Source organism: Agromyces chromiiresistens (assembly GCF_029167465.1).
GTDB classification, from domain to species: domain Bacteria; phylum Actinomycetota; class Actinomycetes; order Actinomycetales; family Microbacteriaceae; genus Agromyces; species Agromyces chromiiresistens.
Genome location: NZ_JARFNL010000004.1, coordinates 583301 through 598994 on the forward strand (window position 1 = coordinate 583301; position 15694 = coordinate 598994).

A 15694-nucleotide genomic window follows, 5' to 3' on the forward strand; every position below is an offset into this window, starting at 1 on the left:
CCCGACTCAGGTATCGCGCAGGGGGCGGGCGGTACCCTGAAGGGTGACTACAGGCGACGCCCCCGTCGAGGCCGCGGCTCCGGAGGAGCCCGCCACGACCACCTTCGCGGACCTCGGGCTCGGCGACGCCGTGCTCCGCGCACTCGACGACGTCGGGTACGAGACGCCCTCGGCGATCCAGGCGGCGACGATTCCGACGCTGCTCGCCGGTCGCGATGTCGTGGGCCTCGCGCAGACCGGCACCGGCAAGACGGCGGCCTTCGCGCTGCCCGTCCTCGACCGGCTCGACGTCGACCAGAAGACGCCGCAGGCGCTCGTGCTCGCGCCGACGCGCGAGCTCGCCCTGCAGGTCTGCGAGGCGTTCGAGAAGTACGCGGCGCACCTGCGCGGCGTGCACATCCTGCCCGTCTACGGCGGCCAGGGCTACGGCGTGCAGCTCTCGGCGCTGCGCCGCGGCGTGCACATCGTCGTCGGCACGCCCGGACGCATCATGGACCACCTCGACAAGGGCACCCTCGACCTCTCGGAGCTCAAGTACCTCGTGCTCGACGAGGCCGACGAGATGCTCAAGATGGGCTTCGCCGAAGACGTCGAGACGATCCTCGCCGACACCCCCGACGACAAGCAGGTCGCGCTGTTCTCGGCGACCATGCCGGCTGCGATCCGCCGCATGTCGAAGCAGTACCTGCACGACCCCGAAGAGATCACCGTCAAGACGAAGACGCAGACGTCGGCGAACATCGCCCAGCGCTACCTGCTCGTCGCGCACGCGCAGAAGATCGACGCGCTCACCCGCATCCTCGAGGTCGAGAACTTCGAGGGCATGATCATCTTCGTCCGCACGAAGAACGCCACCGAGGAGGTCGCCGAGAAGCTGCGTGCCCGCGGCTACTCGGCCGCCGCCATCAACGGCGACGTCGCGCAGGCCCAGCGCGAGCGCACCGTCGACCAGTTGAAGAGCGGAAAGCTCGACATCCTGGTGGCGACGGATGTCGCGGCGCGAGGCCTCGACGTCGAGCGCATCTCGCACGTGGTCAACTACGACATCCCGACCGACCCCGAGCCGTACGTGCACCGCATCGGCCGCACCGGTCGCGCGGGGCGCTCGGGCGACGCGATCAGCTTCGTCACGCCGCGTGAGCGTGGCCTGCTCAACCGCATCGAGAAGACGACGAAGCAGCCGCTGACCCAGATGCAGCTGCCGACCGTGGAGGACATCAACGTCACCCGCCTCGCGCGCTTCGACGACCGCATCACGGCGGCGCTCGGCGAGACCGACCGCATCGCCGGATTCCGCGACATCATCGCGCACTACGTGCGCCACAACGACGTGCCCGAGACCGACGTGGCCGCCGCGCTCGCCGTGGTCGCGCAGGGCGAGTCGCCCCTGCTGCTCGAGCCCGAGCCCGAGCGGCCCGCGCGGTTCGACCGCGATCGGGATCGCGGGTCGCGCGACTCGCGCGGCGACCGCTTCGACCGCGGTGACCGCGGAGGCGACCGGTACGAGCGCGACGGTTCCGACCGTCGTCGCGGCGGCGGCGCGTCGTTGCAGAACTACCGCATCTCGGTCGGACGCCGCCAGCACGTCGAGCCGCGCCAGATCGTCGGCGCGCTCGCGAACGAGGGAGGCCTCCGTCGCGAGGACTTCGGTCGCATCCAGATCCGCGGCGACTTCTCGCTCGTCGAGCTGCCCGCCGACCTGCCCCGGGACGTGTTCGACCGGCTCGCCGGCACGCGGATCTCGGGCGAGCTCATCGACCTGCGCCCCGACCGCGGCGGATCGTCGCGGGGCGGGTCGGGCGGCGGGTACGACCGCGACCGCGGTGGACGCGGCTACGACCGCGACCGGGGATCGCGCGGCGGCTACGACCGCGACCGCGAGGGCGGGCGTGCGCCCGAGGGCGACGACCGCCCGGCCAGGAAGCCGCGGCACGGTTCGTCGCGCGACTGAGCGACGAGGCATCCGCTCGCGTTCGACAGGATGAGCCCTCCGGCACCGCCCTGGCGGCGGGTGCCCTACCGCTCATCCTGTTGACGCGCGCGAACGAAGCGCCCCGCCGAAGCCGGTGACCTCCGAGAAGAACTGAGGAACTCGAGCGTCTCGTCGATCGTCGAGGCGCGGATGACCTCGTGTGACCGGCCGTTCCGCCGGATGACGGCGGGTTCCGTCGTATGACCCGGTCGGTCGCGGCATCCGGGGCGGCTGCCTAGCGTCGGGAGCATGTCGCACCGTGTCTCACTCGTCGCCGTCTCGGGCAGCCTGCACGCCCCCTCGAAGACCACCGTGCTGGTGCGCGAGATCCTCGAGGAGTTCGCGGTCGCCCTCGCCGCGCAACCCGGGGTCGAGGTCGAGACCGAGCTCATCGAGCTCGGCGCGATCGGGCGCGAGTTCAGCGGCGCGCTGCGGCGCGACGAGCTGAGCCCCGTCGCCGAGGCGGCGATCCGGCGCATCGAGTCGGCGACCCTGCTCATCGTCGCGAGCCCCGTCTACCGGGCGAGCTTCACGGGGCTGTTCAAGCACGTGTTCGACTTCGTCGGGCAGTACGCGCTCATCGACAAGCCCGTGCTGCTCGCCGCGACCGGCGGCAGCGACCGTCATGCGCTCATCATCGAACACCAGTTCCGGCCGTTGTTCGCCTTCTTCCAGGCGCTCACGCTGCCGATCGGGGTGTACGCGAGCGACGTCGACTTCGTCGACTACCGCCTCGAGTCGGCGCAGCTGCGCGACCGCATCTCGCAGGCCGTGCAGCGCGGCGTGCCGGTCGTGCGCGGCACGCTCCCCGACCGGGTGTCGGAGTACGTCGCGACGTGGTGAGGCCTCGCGTCGAACCTGTGTACGTACACATGTTCGAGGCGTAACGTCCGATCATGAACGCAATACGAGGAGCAATCCGCCCGCCCCCGGCCGACGACATGCGAGTCACCGCGCAAGCCGCAGAACACCGCCGGACCGCAGCCTTCTGGTCGCACTTCGAGGCGAACGTCTCGAACCCGAACCGCTGGGTCGACAGCGCGGCCGCCTACTGGCGACCGGCCGCCGAGGTGATCGCATCATGATCACCGCCGACATGGATGTCTCGACGCTCGGGCCGTTCGCGCTCGATCACATCCTGGCGAGCGAACTGCCCGCCACGCTCGGCACCGCCGAGGCCCCCGAACGGTACGTCGTGACCGCCGTCTTCTCGAGGCGTCCCGACCCGCTCGAACTCGAACTGCTCGCCGCGGCGAGCGTCACCGACCAACTGGCTGCCGGCTACAAGGGCATCACGCTCATGACCGCCGACCGCCGGTTGCTCATCGGTAACACGAACCTGCACGAACTCGAGGCCGGGCTCGCGCAGCGCATCGGGGAGATCCTCGCCGACATCGGGACCCAGGTCGCGACGCTCCGCAAGTCTCGCGATCTCGAGCGCGTGAAGCTCGCCGAGGAGGAGTCCGATCGCGCCGCCGCGGTCGTGAAGCTGGCGAACCGCATCAGCTTCGACCCTCACAGCTCGACGTACCGATGACCTGATTCGCGCCGCCCGTCGGGCGGCGCGGGCTGGGAGCAGACCTCATGGACGAGGCATCCGCTACTCAGGTGAAGGCGGCCGCGCCGGTCGCCCGCCCCAATCCCAACAGCGACTTCACCGACCTCGCGAGGCTCGTGAAGTCCGCCGGGCTCATGCGCCGGCGCTACGGCTACTACTGGACGAAGCTCATCGCCGTGCCGATGGCGGTCGCCGCGGCGATCGCCGTCTTCATCTGGATCGGCGACAGCTGGTGGCAGATGTTCACGGCCGCCGTCTTCGCGTTCCTGTTCACCCAGACCGCGTTCCTCGGCCACGACGCCGCCCACCGCCAGATCTTCCGATCGGGCAAGTGGAACGACTGGACGAGCCTCGTGCTCGGCGGCATCGTCGGCATGAGCTACGGCTGGTGGCAGCACAAGCACACGCGGCACCACGCGAACCCGAACCAGCTCGGCGCGGACCCCGACATCGAACTGCCCGTCGTCGCGTTCACGCCCGAGCAGGCGGCCCGCGAGCGCGCGGCGTTCTTCCGCTGGGTCATCGCGCATCAGGGGGTGTTCTTCTTCCCGATCCTGCTGCTCGAGGGGCTCTCGCTGCACGCCTCGAGCGTGCACCGGGTGCTCGCCCGCGAGCACCTCGCGCACCGACCCGTCGAGATCGCGTTCCTCGCCGTGCGCATCATCGGCTACCTCGCGCTCGTCCTGCTCGTGCTCTCGCCCGACAAGGCGGCCGTGTTCCTCGCGATCCAGCTCGGCCTGTTCGGCTTCTACATGGGCATGTCGTTCGCTCCGAACCACAAGGGCATGCCGCTCGTTCCCAAGGGCATGAAGCTCGACTTCCTGCGCCGGCAGGCGCTCATGAGTCGCAACATCCGCGGCAACCGGGTGCTCGACTTCGCGATGGGCGGGCTCAACTACCAGATCGAGCACCACCTCTTCCCGTCGATGCCGCGCCCGCACCTGCGGCGGGCGGCCCCGCTGATCGCCGCCTACCTGCGCGAGCACGACGTCCCGTACACGCAGACGACGCTGTGGCGGTCGTACGCGATCGTCTTCCACTACATCAACCGGGTGGGGCTCGGTGAGCGCGATCCGTTCGAGTGCCCGCTCGTGGCGCAGCGGGCGAGCATCTGAGGCGCGGGCGGCCTGGACGCGCTCGCTGCGCTCGCTGCGCTCGCTGCTCGACCATCCGGGGCCCGTCGTCATGTGACGTTCGGGTGACCTCGTGTGACACCCGGTTCCCCCGTGTGACAGGCGGGCTCGCGGCCCGCTGCCGCCCTCCCTAGCGTCGGAGCCCGGGAGGTCGACACATGACACGACTCATCATCGGCGCAATGGTCCGGGCGATCGGGGCCTACCCGTCGGGCTGGCGGTATCCGGGGGCGCACCGGGATCCGAGGGGGGATGCCGCGGTGCTGCGCCGCGCGGCCGAGGTCGCCGAACGGGCGCGCCTCGACTACCTGTTCTTCGGCGACTGGCTCGCGACGGGGCACGACCTCGAGTTCCGCGACCCCTACCTCGTCGCCCGCATCGACCCGCTCTCGGCGATCACGTACCTCGCGGGCGTCACCGAGCGCATCGGGCTCATCGCGACCGCGAACACGAGCTACTCCGACCCGTACACGCTCGCCCGTGCGACCGCCTCGGTCGACCTGCTGAGCGGAGGCCGCGCCGGGCTCAACCTCGTCACGGGAGCCGAGCCGCGCGCGGCCGGCAACCACGGCCGCGACTTCCACGCGGCGAACGAGACCCGCTACGACCGCGCGGTCGAGTTCGAGCACGTGCTGCGCCGGCTGTGGGACTCGTTCGAGGACGACGCGATCGTCGCGGATGCCGCGGCGGGGGTCTTCATCGATCCGTCGAAGCTGCACGCCACCGACTTCAACGGCCAGCACCTCGACGTCACGGGTCCGCTCAACGTCGCCCGCCCGGTGCAGGGCCACCTGCCGATCGTGCACGCGGGCACCTCGCCGCGCTCGCGCCTGTTCGCCGCGCAGAACGCCGACCTCGCACTCGTCGCCGTCGGCGACCTCGAGCACGCGGTGCAAGTGCGCGAGGAGCTGCGAGCGCTCGCCTTCGAGTCGGGCCGCGACGATCGCACGCTCAAGGTCATCGCGCCCGTGCTGCCCATCGTCGGCGAGACGCGAGCGCACGCCCAGGCGATCGCCGACGAGCTGAGCGAGCTCGTGCAGATCGCCGAGGACTGGCCAGACGGCCCGCCGCCCGCGTTCCCCGCGAACCGATCGCTCGCGCAGCTGTCGACCCTGCTCGGCGTCGACGTGTCGGGGCTGTCGCCCGACCGCGCGGTCACGCCGGCGCTCGTGGCCGAGTTCAGCGCGCCCGGTCAGGAGCTCGTCGAGATCGTGGCCGAGCGCACCGGTCGCAGCCCCGCGGGCGAACGCCCGCCGACGCTCAGGCACCTCGTCGTCGCCGCCTCGGTGAACGCCTCGATGATCGTGGGCACGGCCGACGACATCGCCACGGAGTTCGAGGCGTGGGGTGATGCCGGCGCCGTCGACGGCTTCAACGTGCTCTCCGCGATCCAGCCCGCGCAGTTCGACGCGTTCGCCCTCGAGGTCGTGCCGGAGCTGCAGCGGCGGGGCGTCTTCCCGACCGAGTACGAGGGCGAGACCCTGCGCGAGCACCTCGGCCTGGCCCGCCCCGACAACGTCCACGTGACGCGGCATGACGCCCCGTTGCCGCCGGTTTCCCGCGGTGACGGCGGGCGTCGTGGGGCGGTTGAGACGCCGGCGAGGCATCCGTAGCTTCGACGATCACACCCCGCACCACTGGGTGACCTGATCGCACTTCCGAACCGAAGGAACTCCACGCACATGTCCACGAAGCACACGCGACTCATCGCCGCCGGCGCCGCCGCGCTCGCCGCAGTCGGGCTCCTCGCCGGCTGCGCCGGGCAGGGCGCCGCAGGCTCGGCCGGCGCCGCCGGCGAGCCGGTCGAGGGCGGCACGCTCACGTACCTCGAGCACCAGCCGTACACGACGCTCTACCCGCCGCAGGCCGGTTTCTACCCGAACGGCGGGCTCGTCAACAACCTCACCGCCCGCCTCACCTGGCAGGACCCGGAGACGCTCGAGATCCAGCCGTGGGTCGCGACCGACTGGGCCGTCAACGCGGATGCCACGGAGTACACGTTCGACCTTCGCGACGACGTGACCTTCTCCGACGGCACCCCGCTCGACGCGGCCGCGGTGGCCGAGAACTTCGACACGTACGGGCTCGGCGACGAGGAGCTCGGACTCACCGTCTCCGAGGCGATCAACAACTACGCCTCGAGCGAGGTCGTCGACGACGACACCGTGACGTTCCGGTTCTCGGCGCCGGCGCCGGGCTTCCTGCAGGCGACCTCGACGATCAACTCGGGCCTCGTCTCGCCCGACACCCTCGACCGCAAGCTCGAGGACTGGGGCGCCGGCTCGGCGACCGAGATCATCGGCTCGGGTCCGTTCACGATCACCGAGGAGGAGATCGGCACCTCGCTGCACCTCGCGGCGCGTGAGGACTACGACTGGGCCCCGGCCTCGTTCGAGCATCAGGGCCGGGCCTACCTCGACGGCATCGACCTCGTCGTCACGCCCGAGGACAGCGTGCGCATCGGCTCGCTGCTCGCCGGGCAGGCCGACGTCATCCGCTACGTGCAGGCGTTCGACGAGCAGCAGGTCGCCGACGCCGGCTTCGAGATCGTCGCCGCCCCCACCCGGGGCGTCAACAACTCGCTCGGGCTGCGGTTCACCAATCCGCTGCTGAGCGATCTGCGCGTGCGCCAGGCGCTCGTGCACGGCGTCGACGCCCAAGAGGTCGTCGACACGATCTTCACCGCGAACTACCCGGTCGCGACGAGCGAGCTCGCGGCGACGGCCGCCGGGTACACCGACGAGTCGGCGAAGCTCGCCTACGATCCCGAGCAGTCCGAGCAGCTGCTCGACGAGGCCGGCTGGAAGGTCGGCGACGACGGCATCCGCGAGAAGGGCGGCGAGCGGCTCTCGCTCACCGTCTACGAGGCGAAGCCCCAGCCGCTCTCGAAGCAGACGCTCGAGCTCGTGAGCCAGCAGCTCGCGAAGATCGGCGTCGAGCTCAACGTCAAGGCCGCCGACGCGGGCAGCTACGCCGAGGACATCCTCGACCCGCTGAAGACCCCGGTCTACCACTCGATGGTCGGACGCGCCGACAACGACGTGATCAAGAGCCAGTACCACACGCAGAACCGCAACACGCTGCTGTCGGACGACGCGAAGCTCGACGAGCTGCTCGAGTCCGTGGCCTCCGAGCCCGACCCCGCGAAGCGCGACGAGGCCTCGGCCGCCGTGCAGGACTACCTGACCGAGCAGGCCTACGTGATCCCGCTGTTCGAGGAGCCGCAGGTCTACGGCGCTGCGCCGTACGTGCACGGCTTCACGACCGAGGCCGTGGCCCGTCCGCAGTTCTACGACACCTGGGTCGAGAAGCAGTAGCCGCTCGGTCGGTCGAGCAGGTCGAGGAGGGAGCGTCGGCGACCGTCTCGAAACCCGGGCCCGCACGTCGCGGGTTTCGAGACGCCGCTCCGCTCCTCCTCGACCCGCAACCGCAACCCCTCGAAAGGAGAGAACGATGCCCTACCTCGCACGCCGCACCGGACAGGCGCTCATCGTGCTCGCGATCGCGTTCACCGCGACGTTCGTGCTGCTGCAGGCGCTGCCCGGTGACGCGATCCTCATCAAGTTCGAGAGTCCCGAGCTCGGGCTCTCGCCCGAGCAGATCGCCGACATCCGGGCGAGCTACGGCGCCGACGTGCCCGCGTGGCAGCAGTTCCTGCACACGATCTCGGGGTTCGTCGTCGGCGACTTCGGGTACTCGGTGCAGTACGGCACGCCCGTGCACGAGCTCATCGGCACCGCGCTGCCCGAGACGCTCGTGCTCGCGGGCCTCGGGTTCGTCGTCGCGGTGGTCCTCGCGGTCGCGCTCGCGTTCCTCTCGACGCTCGCCCCGTTCGGCTGGCTGCGCCAGGGGCTGCGAGCGTTGCCCGGCGTCTTCGTCTCGGTGCCCGTGTTCTGGCTCGGCATCGTGCTCATCCAGGTCTTCTCGTTCCAGTTGCGGCTCGTGCCGGTGATCGGGGCCGACCCCGTGCAGGGACTCATCCTCCCGGTGCTCACGCTCGCGGTGCCGATCTCGGCGCCGCTCGCGCAGATCCTCGCCCGATCGATCGACGAGGTGCAGCTCTCGCCGTTCGTCGCCGTCGTCCGGGCGAAGGGCGCGAGCCCCGCGCGGGTGCTCTGGCGCGACGTCGCCCGCAACGCGACCCTGCCCGCGATCACGATCGCGGGCGTGCTCATCGGCGAACTCATCGGCGGCGCGGTCGTCACCGAGACCGTGTTCGGCCGCGCCGGCATCGGCCGGCTCACCGAACAGGCGGTCGCCAATCAGGATGTCGCGGTGCTGCAGGCGATCGTCGTGCTGGCCGCCCTCGTGTTCGTCGTCGTCAACCTCGCGGTCGACCTGGTGTACCCGGTGCTCGATCCGCGACTCAAGCGGAAGGCGGTGGCGGCATGAGCGTCGACGTGCGCGAGTCGGTCGAGGCCGGCGGCAGAGGTGGGAGCGTGGCGAGCGCGCCGAGCCCCGTCACGACCGGGCCCCGGTCGGAGGTTCTCGAGGCGCGGCCTCCGTCGCCGGACGCTCCTCGACCGGCGGCAGCGGGGCCTCCTCCGTCGGGCGCTCCCCGAGCGGCCGACGTGCGGCGCCGGCTCCGGGGCATCCGGCCTGGGCTCGTGGTGGCGTGGACCGTGATCGCCGTCGTGATCGCGTGGGCGATCGTGCCATGGCTGTTCACCGGGCAGGACCCGCTCGCGGGCGTGCCCGCCGAGAAGCTGCAGGCGCCGAGCGGCGCCCACCTGTTCGGCACCGACGCCATCGGCCGCGACCTCTTCACGCGGGTCGTGCACGGCGCGGTGCACTCGCTCTCGGGCGCCTTCGTCGCCGTCACCGTCGGCCTCGTCGGCGGCACCCTGCTCGGCGTGCTCGCGGGCTCGCTCGGCGGCGCGGTCGACGCGGTCGTCATGCGTCTCGTCGACGTGCTGCTCGCGATCCCCGGGCTGCTGCTCGCGCTCAGCATCATCATCCTGCTCGGCTTCGGCACCGTGAACGCCGCGATCGCCGTCGGCGTCGGCTCGGTCGCCGCGTTCGCCCGGCTGTCGCGCTCGGAAGTGGTGCGAGTGCGCCAGGCCGACTACGTCGAGGCGGCGTTCGGCTCGGGCGCCCGACTGCACGCGGTGCTCTTCCGCCATGTGCTGCCGAATTCGCTGACCGCCGTCGTCGGCCTCGCAGCGCTGCAGTTCGGCACCGCGATCCTCGCGATCTCGACGCTCGGCTTCCTCGGCTACGGCGCGCCGCCGCCGACGCCCGAGTGGGGCCTGCTCATCGCGGAGGGGCGCAACTACGTCGCGACCTCGTGGTGGCTCACCGTGCTGCCCGGCCTCGTCGTCGTCGCGGTCGTGCTCAGCGCCAACCGCATCAGCCACGCCCTCGGGAGGACCCGATGACCGCCACCGCCCCGCTGCTCTCGATCGAGCACCTCGACGTCGGCTACCGCACCCGCGACGGCGTGCGACCCGTCGTGCACGACGTGTCGTTCGACGTGCAGCCGGGCGAGGTCGTCGCCCTCGTCGGCGAATCGGGCTCGGGCAAGACGACGACCTCGAGCGCCGTGCTCGGCCTGCTGCCCGAGGGAGGCCGCGCCCTCGGCGGTGCGATCCGGCTGTCGGGTACCGACATCGCAGGCTGGAGCGACCGCCGCCTCGAGTCGGTGCGCGGCGCGCGCATCGGCTACATCCCGCAGGACCCGGTTTCGTCGCTCAACCCCGTGCGGCCGATCGGCGTGCAGCTCGCAGAGACGTTCCGCATCCACGGGCGGGGCGACCGTCGTAGCATCCGCGGGCGCGTGCTCGAGCTGCTCGAACGCGTCGGCCTCGACGACCCGGCGCTGCGGGCGAAGCAGTACCCGCACGAGCTGTCGGGCGGCATGCGGCAGCGGGTGCTCATCGCCAACGCGGTCGCGCTCTCGCCCGAGCTCGTGATCGCCGACGAGCCGACGAGCGCGCTCGACGTGACCGTGCAGCGGCGCATCCTCGACCTCATCGACGAGCTGCGCCGCGAGCACGGCACGGCGGTGCTGCTCGTGACGCACGACCTCGGCGTCGCCGCCGAGCGCGCCGAACGCATCGTGGTCATGCAGCACGGTCGCATCGTCGAGCAGGGCGCGACCGAAGCCGTGCTCGATGCGCCCGGCGAGTCGTACACGCGCCGGCTGCTCGCCGACGCGCCGGGGCTCGCCGAGCACACGTTCCGGCACCCGAGGCCGCCGCTCTTCCTCCGCGACCCGGGCGTCGCCGCCGCCGAGAACCCGTTCGTGCTCGAGGCATCCGGTCTCGTGAAGGAGTTCTCGCTCGGGCGCCGGCGGCCGGCGTTCCGCGCCGTCGACGACGTGTCGTTCCAGGTGCTGCGCGGCACGACGCACGCGATCGTGGGGGAGTCCGGCTCGGGCAAGACCACGACGGCCCGCATCATCGCCCGGTTCGCGGCGCCCGACGCGGGCGCGGTGTCGCTCGGCGGCGCCGACGCGACGGCGCTCGCCGGGTCCGCGAAGCGGGAGTTCCGCCGCCGAGTGCAACTCGTCTACCAGAACCCGTTCGCGTCGCTCGACCCGCGCCAGACGGTCGCCGAGATCATCTCGGAGCCGCTGCGCAACTTCGGCGTCGGCGATCGCGCCACCCGCGCCGCGACCGCGCGCCGGCTCATCGACCGCGTCGCCCTTCCGGCCGACGTCGCCGGACGTCGCCCGGCCGAGCTGTCGGGCGGGCAACGGCAGCGCGTCGCGATCGCCCGTGCGCTCGCGCCCGAGCCCGAACTCGTCATCCTCGACGAGGCCGTCTCGGCGCTCGACGTCACCGTGCAGGCCCGCATCCTGGAGCTGCTCGAGCAGCTGCAGGACGAGCTCGGGCTCAGCTACCTCTTCATCTCGCACGACCTCGCGGTCGTCGCCCGCATCAGCCACTCGGTGTCGGTGATGCGCCGCGGGCGCATCGTCGAGCAGGGCGCCACCGAGCAGGTCTTCCGAGCGCCGCAGCACGCCTACACCCGGGAGCTGCTCGACGCGGTGCCCCGACGCGCGGCGGTCGCTGCCGTCGCGACGCCCGCTCCATCCGCTCCCGCCGTCCCTCCCGCCGTCCCGACCGGAAAGGCCCTCGCATGACCCGCATCGGATTCTTCACCAGGCTCCTCGACGACGCCGGCGCGGCCGAGCGCTACCGCATCGCGACCGAGCAGGTCGTCGCCGCGGAGCGGCACGGCTTCGACTCGGCATGGGTGGCGCAGCACCACTTCCACGCCGCGGAGGGCGGGCTGCCGTCGCCGTTCGTCTTCCTCGCCCACGTCGCGGCGCAGACCTCGCGCATCCGGCTCGGCACGGGGGTCGTGACGCTGCCGCTCGAATCCCCCGTGCGGGTCGCCGAAGACGCGGTCGTGCTCGACCTCCTGTCGGGCGGCCGCGCCGAGCTGGGGCTCGGGTCGGGTTCGACGCCCGCGTCGTTCCTCGCCTTCGGCGAGCGCTCGGAGGATCGCGGCCGGGTCTTCGGCGAGAAGATCGATGCGCTCGTCGCGGCCCTCGCCGGCGGCGCGCTCGGCGACGACGCGAACCGTCTGCAACCGCCGGGTCGCGACCTGCTCGGCCGGGTCTGGCAGGCCACGTTCTCGGCGTTCGGCGGCACCCGAGCCGGACGCGCGGGGCACGGCCTCATGCTCTCCCGCACCCAGCCCCGGTCTGGGGATGCCCCGGGTGCGAGCCTCTCGCAGGTGCAGCAGCCCGTGATCGACGCGTACCTCGAGGCGCTGCCGCACGGGGTGCCGCCGCGCATCCTCGCGTCGCGCACGCTCTTCGTCGCCGACTCGCGCGACGAGGCGAGGCGCCACGCCGAGATCGGCTTGCGTCGCGCCGCCGTGGGCTTCACCCGCATGGGCCAGCCGCCCCTCGGCGACACCCTCGACGACCTCATCGCCGCGTACGACACCCACGTCGGCACGGTCGACGAGGTGATCGAGTCGCTCTCGCGCGACACGGTCGCCGCGCAGGCGACCGAGGTCGCGTTCCAGGTGCACTCGGTCGACCCACCGCACGAGCTCGTGCTGCGCTCGATCGAGCTCATCGCCCGCGAGGTCGCGCCCGCGCTCGGCTGGGGCGCACGCTCGCACGCCCTCGCCGGTTGAACGCACCCACTCGCGCGGGCGAGGAACGGGTCGGCCGGCCGTTCGCCATTCGGCCCCGCGCCTCACTCGGGAGAGGGCGACCACATGACCGAACCCGCTGAGGAGCGGGATCCTTCCGTCGGCAGCGAACGACCAGGTCGGCAACGACCGACCAAGACCGGCAACGAACGACTACGACAGAAAGGCACCGACATGACCGACCTCATCGACCGGCTCGCGGGGGTGACGCCCGGCAGCGCCGTCGACGCGCTGCGCCGGCACCGCCCCGCGACCCGCGACAACGCCCAGGCGAGCTACGACGCCCTCTTCACCGCGATCGACGAGACGCACGCGAGTCTCGCCGAACGCGCCGCGGTCGCCCAGTTCGTCTCGATCCTGCACGACGACGAGGTCTCGGCCGCGCACTACGCCGCACTCGCCCGCGACGCGGGCGGCGACGCCCTCGTCGACGCGACGACCGACCTCGCCGCCTCGGTGCGCACGACCGGCCCGTACGGCGCGTACCCGGCAGGCCCGCTCACCGCCGAGGACCGCGACGGCCTGCGCCTCGGGGTCGCGGCCGACGACCCCGCCCGCACGGTGCTCGGCACCCGGCTCACCGCGGCGCTCGAGCACGCGCACCTGCTCGTGTTCCGCCCGCGGGAGTCGTCGCCCGGGGCGCTCGGCGCGCTCGCCGCGGCCGGCTGGTCGACCGACGGCATCGTCACCCTCTCCCAGCTCGTGTCGTTCCTCGCGTTCCAGTTGCGCGTCGCGGCCGGGCTCCGCCTGCTCGACACGGAGGACGCAGCATGACCGACCAGACCATCACCGACCAGGCCGTCGACGACGCGGTCGTCGCCCACCCCGAGGCATCCACCCCTGATCGCTTCACCCAGGACGAGCTCGGCTGGACGCCGTGGCTCGAACCGGCCGACGAGGCGGGTCTCACCGAACGCCAGTACGAGGGGCTCGTCGACCGCGCCCGTGCGAAGAGCGACTACTTCAGGCTGCTCGCGCGCGACCCCGACATCCTGAGGGCGCGCACCCTCACCGACAAGGACATCTTCTACAACGCGAAGGACGGCCTGCCGCGCGCCGAGCGCGAGCTCGCCGCCGCCGCGACGAGCCGCTTCAACGGCTGCATCTTCTGCGCCTCGGTGCACGCGCGCTTCGCGACGCACCATTCCAAGCGCCACGACGACGTGCAGCGGCTGCTCGACGAGGGCACGGACGGCGAGCAGGATGCCGCATGGCGGGCCGTCATCGACGCCGCGGTCGCGCTCGCGGCCACGCCGCCGCGGCTCGAGCGGCGCCATCTCGACGCGCTCCGCGAGGTCGGCCTCGATGAGCAGGCCGTCTCCGACGTCATCCATTCCGCGGCGTTCTTCAACTGGGCGAATCGGCTCATGCTCTCGCTCGGCGAGCCCACCCCGCCCGCGGCCTGAGCCGATTGTGTCCGAATGTTGCGCGGCGTGACGGTGCGCGACGGCAAGGGTTGAGGCGGTCACGGGCGGCTCGTAGCCTCGACCCACCACGCACCGAGGAGACTTCCGTGATCGCCACCGAACAGGCCGCCGTCCGCCCCGCGCGCACGTCGGAGGCGGCGAGCATGACGGCCGGTGCGGTGCCCTCGCTCCCCGACGGATCCGCACCGCTCGCCCCGCTCGCCGACGCCGGGCTCGAGGTGCCGGTGCTCGGCGGCCGCACCGTCTGCCACGTCAACCTCGATGTGGCCGCTTCGGCGCCGGCGTTCACCGTCGTCGCCGAGCAGGTCGCCCGGGTGCTGCCGTACTACGCGAGCGTGCACCGCGGCACCGGGTACCCGTCGCAGCAGACCACGGCGCTCGTCGAGGGCGCCCGTGCGACCGTCGCCCGCCATGTCGGCGCCCGCGATGACGACATCGTCGTGTTCACCCGCAACACGACCGACGCGCTCAACCTGCTCGCGGCCGCGGTGCCGGGCGACACCGTCGTGCTCGACCTCGAGCACCACGCGAACCTGCTGCCCTGGCGCGACGGCGCCCGCCGCGTCGTCGTCGCACGGCCGACGATCGCCGAGACCATCGATGCGCTCGACGCCGAGCTCGCCCGATGTCCCGCGGCGCTCCTCACCGTCACGGGCGCGTCCAACGTCACCGGCGAGGTGCTGCCGATCGACCGGCTCGCGCGGATCGCCCACGCGCACGGCGCCCGCATCGCCGTCGACGCCGCGCAACTGCTGCCGCACCGTCGGGTCTCGCTCGAGGCATCCGGCATCGACTACCTCGCCTTCTCGGGTCACAAGGCCTACGCGCCGTTCGGGGCCGGTGCGCTCGTGGGCCGCGCCGATTGGCTCGACGCGGCGCCCGCCCACCTCGCCGGCGGCGGCGCCGTCGAGCACGTTCGCCTCGACCGCGTCGAATGGAAGCACGGCGCCGCCCGCCACGAGGCCGGCACGCCGAACGTCGTCGGCATCGTCGCGATCGCCCGCGCGCTCACCGAGTTCGAACGCCTCGGCGAGCCGGCCCGCGCGGCGCACGAGCTCGCGCTCACCGAACGCCTGCACGCGGGGCTCGCCGCCCAGCGCGGCATTCGCGTCGTGCGCGGGTTCGACGACGTCGTCGACCGTCTCGGCATCGCCACGATCGAACTCGACCGCGGCTCGGTCGGGCTGCTCGCCGCCGCCCTCGGCGCCGAGCACGGGATTTCGGTGCGCGCCGGCCGGTTCTGCGCCCACCCCTTCTTCGACCGAGTCGGCAGCCGCTCGAACGGCTTGCGCGCGAGCCTCGGCGCGGGCTCCACGACCGACGACGTCGACCGCTTCCTCGCCGCCCTCGCGAAGCTCGTCGCCGACGGACCGGCGCACGCGTACGACCGCGGTCCCGAGGGCTGGCACCCGCTCGTCGACGACCGCCCCCGGGCCGCGTTCGACTTCGCCTGAGACGCCCGCCGAACGGGGGCTGGCCGCGACGATCG

14 protein-coding genes are annotated in these 15694 nt (G+C 72.2%); all 14 read left to right on the top strand.

The window, feature by feature from the left end; genetic code table 11:
• Nucleotides 1-43 precede the first annotated feature (43 nt).
• The 14 genes from PX701_RS10055 (at nucleotide 44) to PX701_RS10120 (ending at nucleotide 15659) form a co-directional block, all read left to right on the top strand.
• Complete coding sequence (locus PX701_RS10055) at nucleotides 44-1951, top strand: DEAD/DEAH box helicase (RefSeq protein ID WP_275506210.1); 1908 nt, start codon at nucleotides 44-46, stop codon at nucleotides 1949-1951.
• Between the two features lie 270 nt (nucleotides 1952-2221).
• Nucleotides 2222-2815 carry an FMN reductase gene (gene msuE, locus PX701_RS10060; RefSeq protein ID WP_275506211.1) on the top strand — a complete coding sequence of 198 codons (594 nt, stop codon included), beginning with the start codon at nucleotides 2222-2224 and terminating at the stop codon, nucleotides 2813-2815.
• A 53-nt stretch (nucleotides 2816-2868) separates the two neighbouring features.
• Complete coding sequence (locus tag PX701_RS10065; protein ID WP_231428710.1) at nucleotides 2869-3057, top strand: hypothetical protein; 189 nt, start codon at nucleotides 2869-2871, stop codon at nucleotides 3055-3057.
• Nucleotides 3054-3509, top strand: coding sequence for a hypothetical protein (locus PX701_RS10070; RefSeq protein WP_275506212.1), 456 nt, complete (start codon nucleotides 3054-3056; stop codon nucleotides 3507-3509). Before PX701_RS10065 ends, PX701_RS10070 begins: the two co-directional genes overlap by 4 nt.
• A 47-nt stretch (nucleotides 3510-3556) precedes the next feature.
• Nucleotides 3557-4645, top strand: a complete 1089-nt coding sequence (locus PX701_RS10075; RefSeq protein ID WP_231428708.1) for a fatty acid desaturase family protein — start codon at nucleotides 3557-3559, stop codon at nucleotides 4643-4645.
• Between the two features lie 176 nt (nucleotides 4646-4821).
• Complete coding sequence (locus PX701_RS10080; protein ID WP_231428707.1) at nucleotides 4822-6276, top strand: NtaA/DmoA family FMN-dependent monooxygenase; 1455 nt, start codon at nucleotides 4822-4824, stop codon at nucleotides 6274-6276.
• Nucleotides 6277-6345: 69 nt separating this feature from the next.
• Entirely contained in the window at nucleotides 6346-7980 is a 1635-nt protein-coding gene (locus tag PX701_RS10085; protein WP_231428706.1) for a TIGR04028 family ABC transporter substrate-binding protein, read from the top strand.
• Nucleotides 7981-8116: 136 nt separating this feature from the next.
• On the top strand, nucleotides 8117-9055 hold the full coding sequence (locus PX701_RS10090) for an ABC transporter permease (protein ID WP_231428705.1): 939 nt from the start codon (nucleotides 8117-8119) through the stop codon (nucleotides 9053-9055).
• A 218-nt stretch (nucleotides 9056-9273) separates the two neighbouring features.
• Nucleotides 9274-10041 carry an ABC transporter permease gene (locus PX701_RS10095; protein ID WP_374201052.1) on the top strand — a complete coding sequence of 256 codons (768 nt, stop codon included), beginning with the start codon at nucleotides 9274-9276 and terminating at the stop codon, nucleotides 10039-10041.
• A complete protein-coding gene (locus PX701_RS10100; RefSeq protein ID WP_275506213.1) occupies nucleotides 10038-11750 on the top strand; it encodes a dipeptide ABC transporter ATP-binding protein in 1713 nt (570 codons plus the stop codon). The genes PX701_RS10095 and PX701_RS10100 overlap by 4 nt, the downstream gene beginning before the upstream one ends.
• Nucleotides 11747-12760 (top strand): putative FMN-dependent luciferase-like monooxygenase, encoded by a 1014-nt coding sequence (locus PX701_RS10105; RefSeq protein ID WP_275506214.1) that lies wholly within the window; start codon nucleotides 11747-11749, stop codon nucleotides 12758-12760. The genes PX701_RS10100 and PX701_RS10105 overlap by 4 nt, the downstream gene beginning before the upstream one ends.
• Before the next feature lie 192 nt (nucleotides 12761-12952).
• Nucleotides 12953-13552, top strand: a complete 600-nt coding sequence (locus tag PX701_RS10110) for a CMD domain protein (protein ID WP_275506215.1) — start codon at nucleotides 12953-12955, stop codon at nucleotides 13550-13552.
• A complete protein-coding gene (locus PX701_RS10115; protein ID WP_275506216.1) occupies nucleotides 13549-14184 on the top strand; it encodes an alkylhydroperoxidase domain protein in 636 nt (211 codons plus the stop codon). The genes PX701_RS10110 and PX701_RS10115 overlap by 4 nt, the downstream gene beginning before the upstream one ends.
• Before the next feature lie 107 nt (nucleotides 14185-14291).
• Entirely contained in the window at nucleotides 14292-15659 is a 1368-nt protein-coding gene (locus PX701_RS10120) for an aminotransferase class V-fold PLP-dependent enzyme (RefSeq protein ID WP_275506217.1), read from the top strand.
• The last annotated feature ends 35 nt before the right edge of the window (nucleotides 15660-15694 follow it).

Bases quoted from the DNA above. Each gene is read 5' to 3' on its own strand.
- msuE (WP_275506211.1), top strand. From the start codon at position 2,222: ATGTCGCACCGTGTCTCACTCGTCGCCGTCTCGGGCAGCCTGCACGCC.
- PX701_RS10065 (WP_231428710.1), top strand. From the start codon at position 2,869: ATGAACGCAATACGAGGAGCAATCCGCCCGCCCCCGGCCGACGACATG.
- PX701_RS10070 (WP_275506212.1), top strand. From the start codon at position 3,054: ATGATCACCGCCGACATGGATGTCTCGACGCTCGGGCCGTTCGCGCTC.
- PX701_RS10075 (WP_231428708.1), top strand. From the start codon at position 3,557: ATGGACGAGGCATCCGCTACTCAGGTGAAGGCGGCCGCGCCGGTCGCC.
- PX701_RS10080 (WP_231428707.1), top strand. From the start codon at position 4,822: ATGACACGACTCATCATCGGCGCAATGGTCCGGGCGATCGGGGCCTAC.
- PX701_RS10085 (WP_231428706.1), top strand. From the start codon at position 6,346: ATGTCCACGAAGCACACGCGACTCATCGCCGCCGGCGCCGCCGCGCTC.
- PX701_RS10090 (WP_231428705.1), top strand. From the start codon at position 8,117: ATGCCCTACCTCGCACGCCGCACCGGACAGGCGCTCATCGTGCTCGCG.
- PX701_RS10100 (WP_275506213.1), top strand. From the start codon at position 10,038: ATGACCGCCACCGCCCCGCTGCTCTCGATCGAGCACCTCGACGTCGGC.
- PX701_RS10105 (WP_275506214.1), top strand. From the start codon at position 11,747: ATGACCCGCATCGGATTCTTCACCAGGCTCCTCGACGACGCCGGCGCG.
- PX701_RS10110 (WP_275506215.1), top strand. From the start codon at position 12,953: ATGACCGACCTCATCGACCGGCTCGCGGGGGTGACGCCCGGCAGCGCC.
- PX701_RS10115 (WP_275506216.1), top strand. From the start codon at position 13,549: ATGACCGACCAGACCATCACCGACCAGGCCGTCGACGACGCGGTCGTC.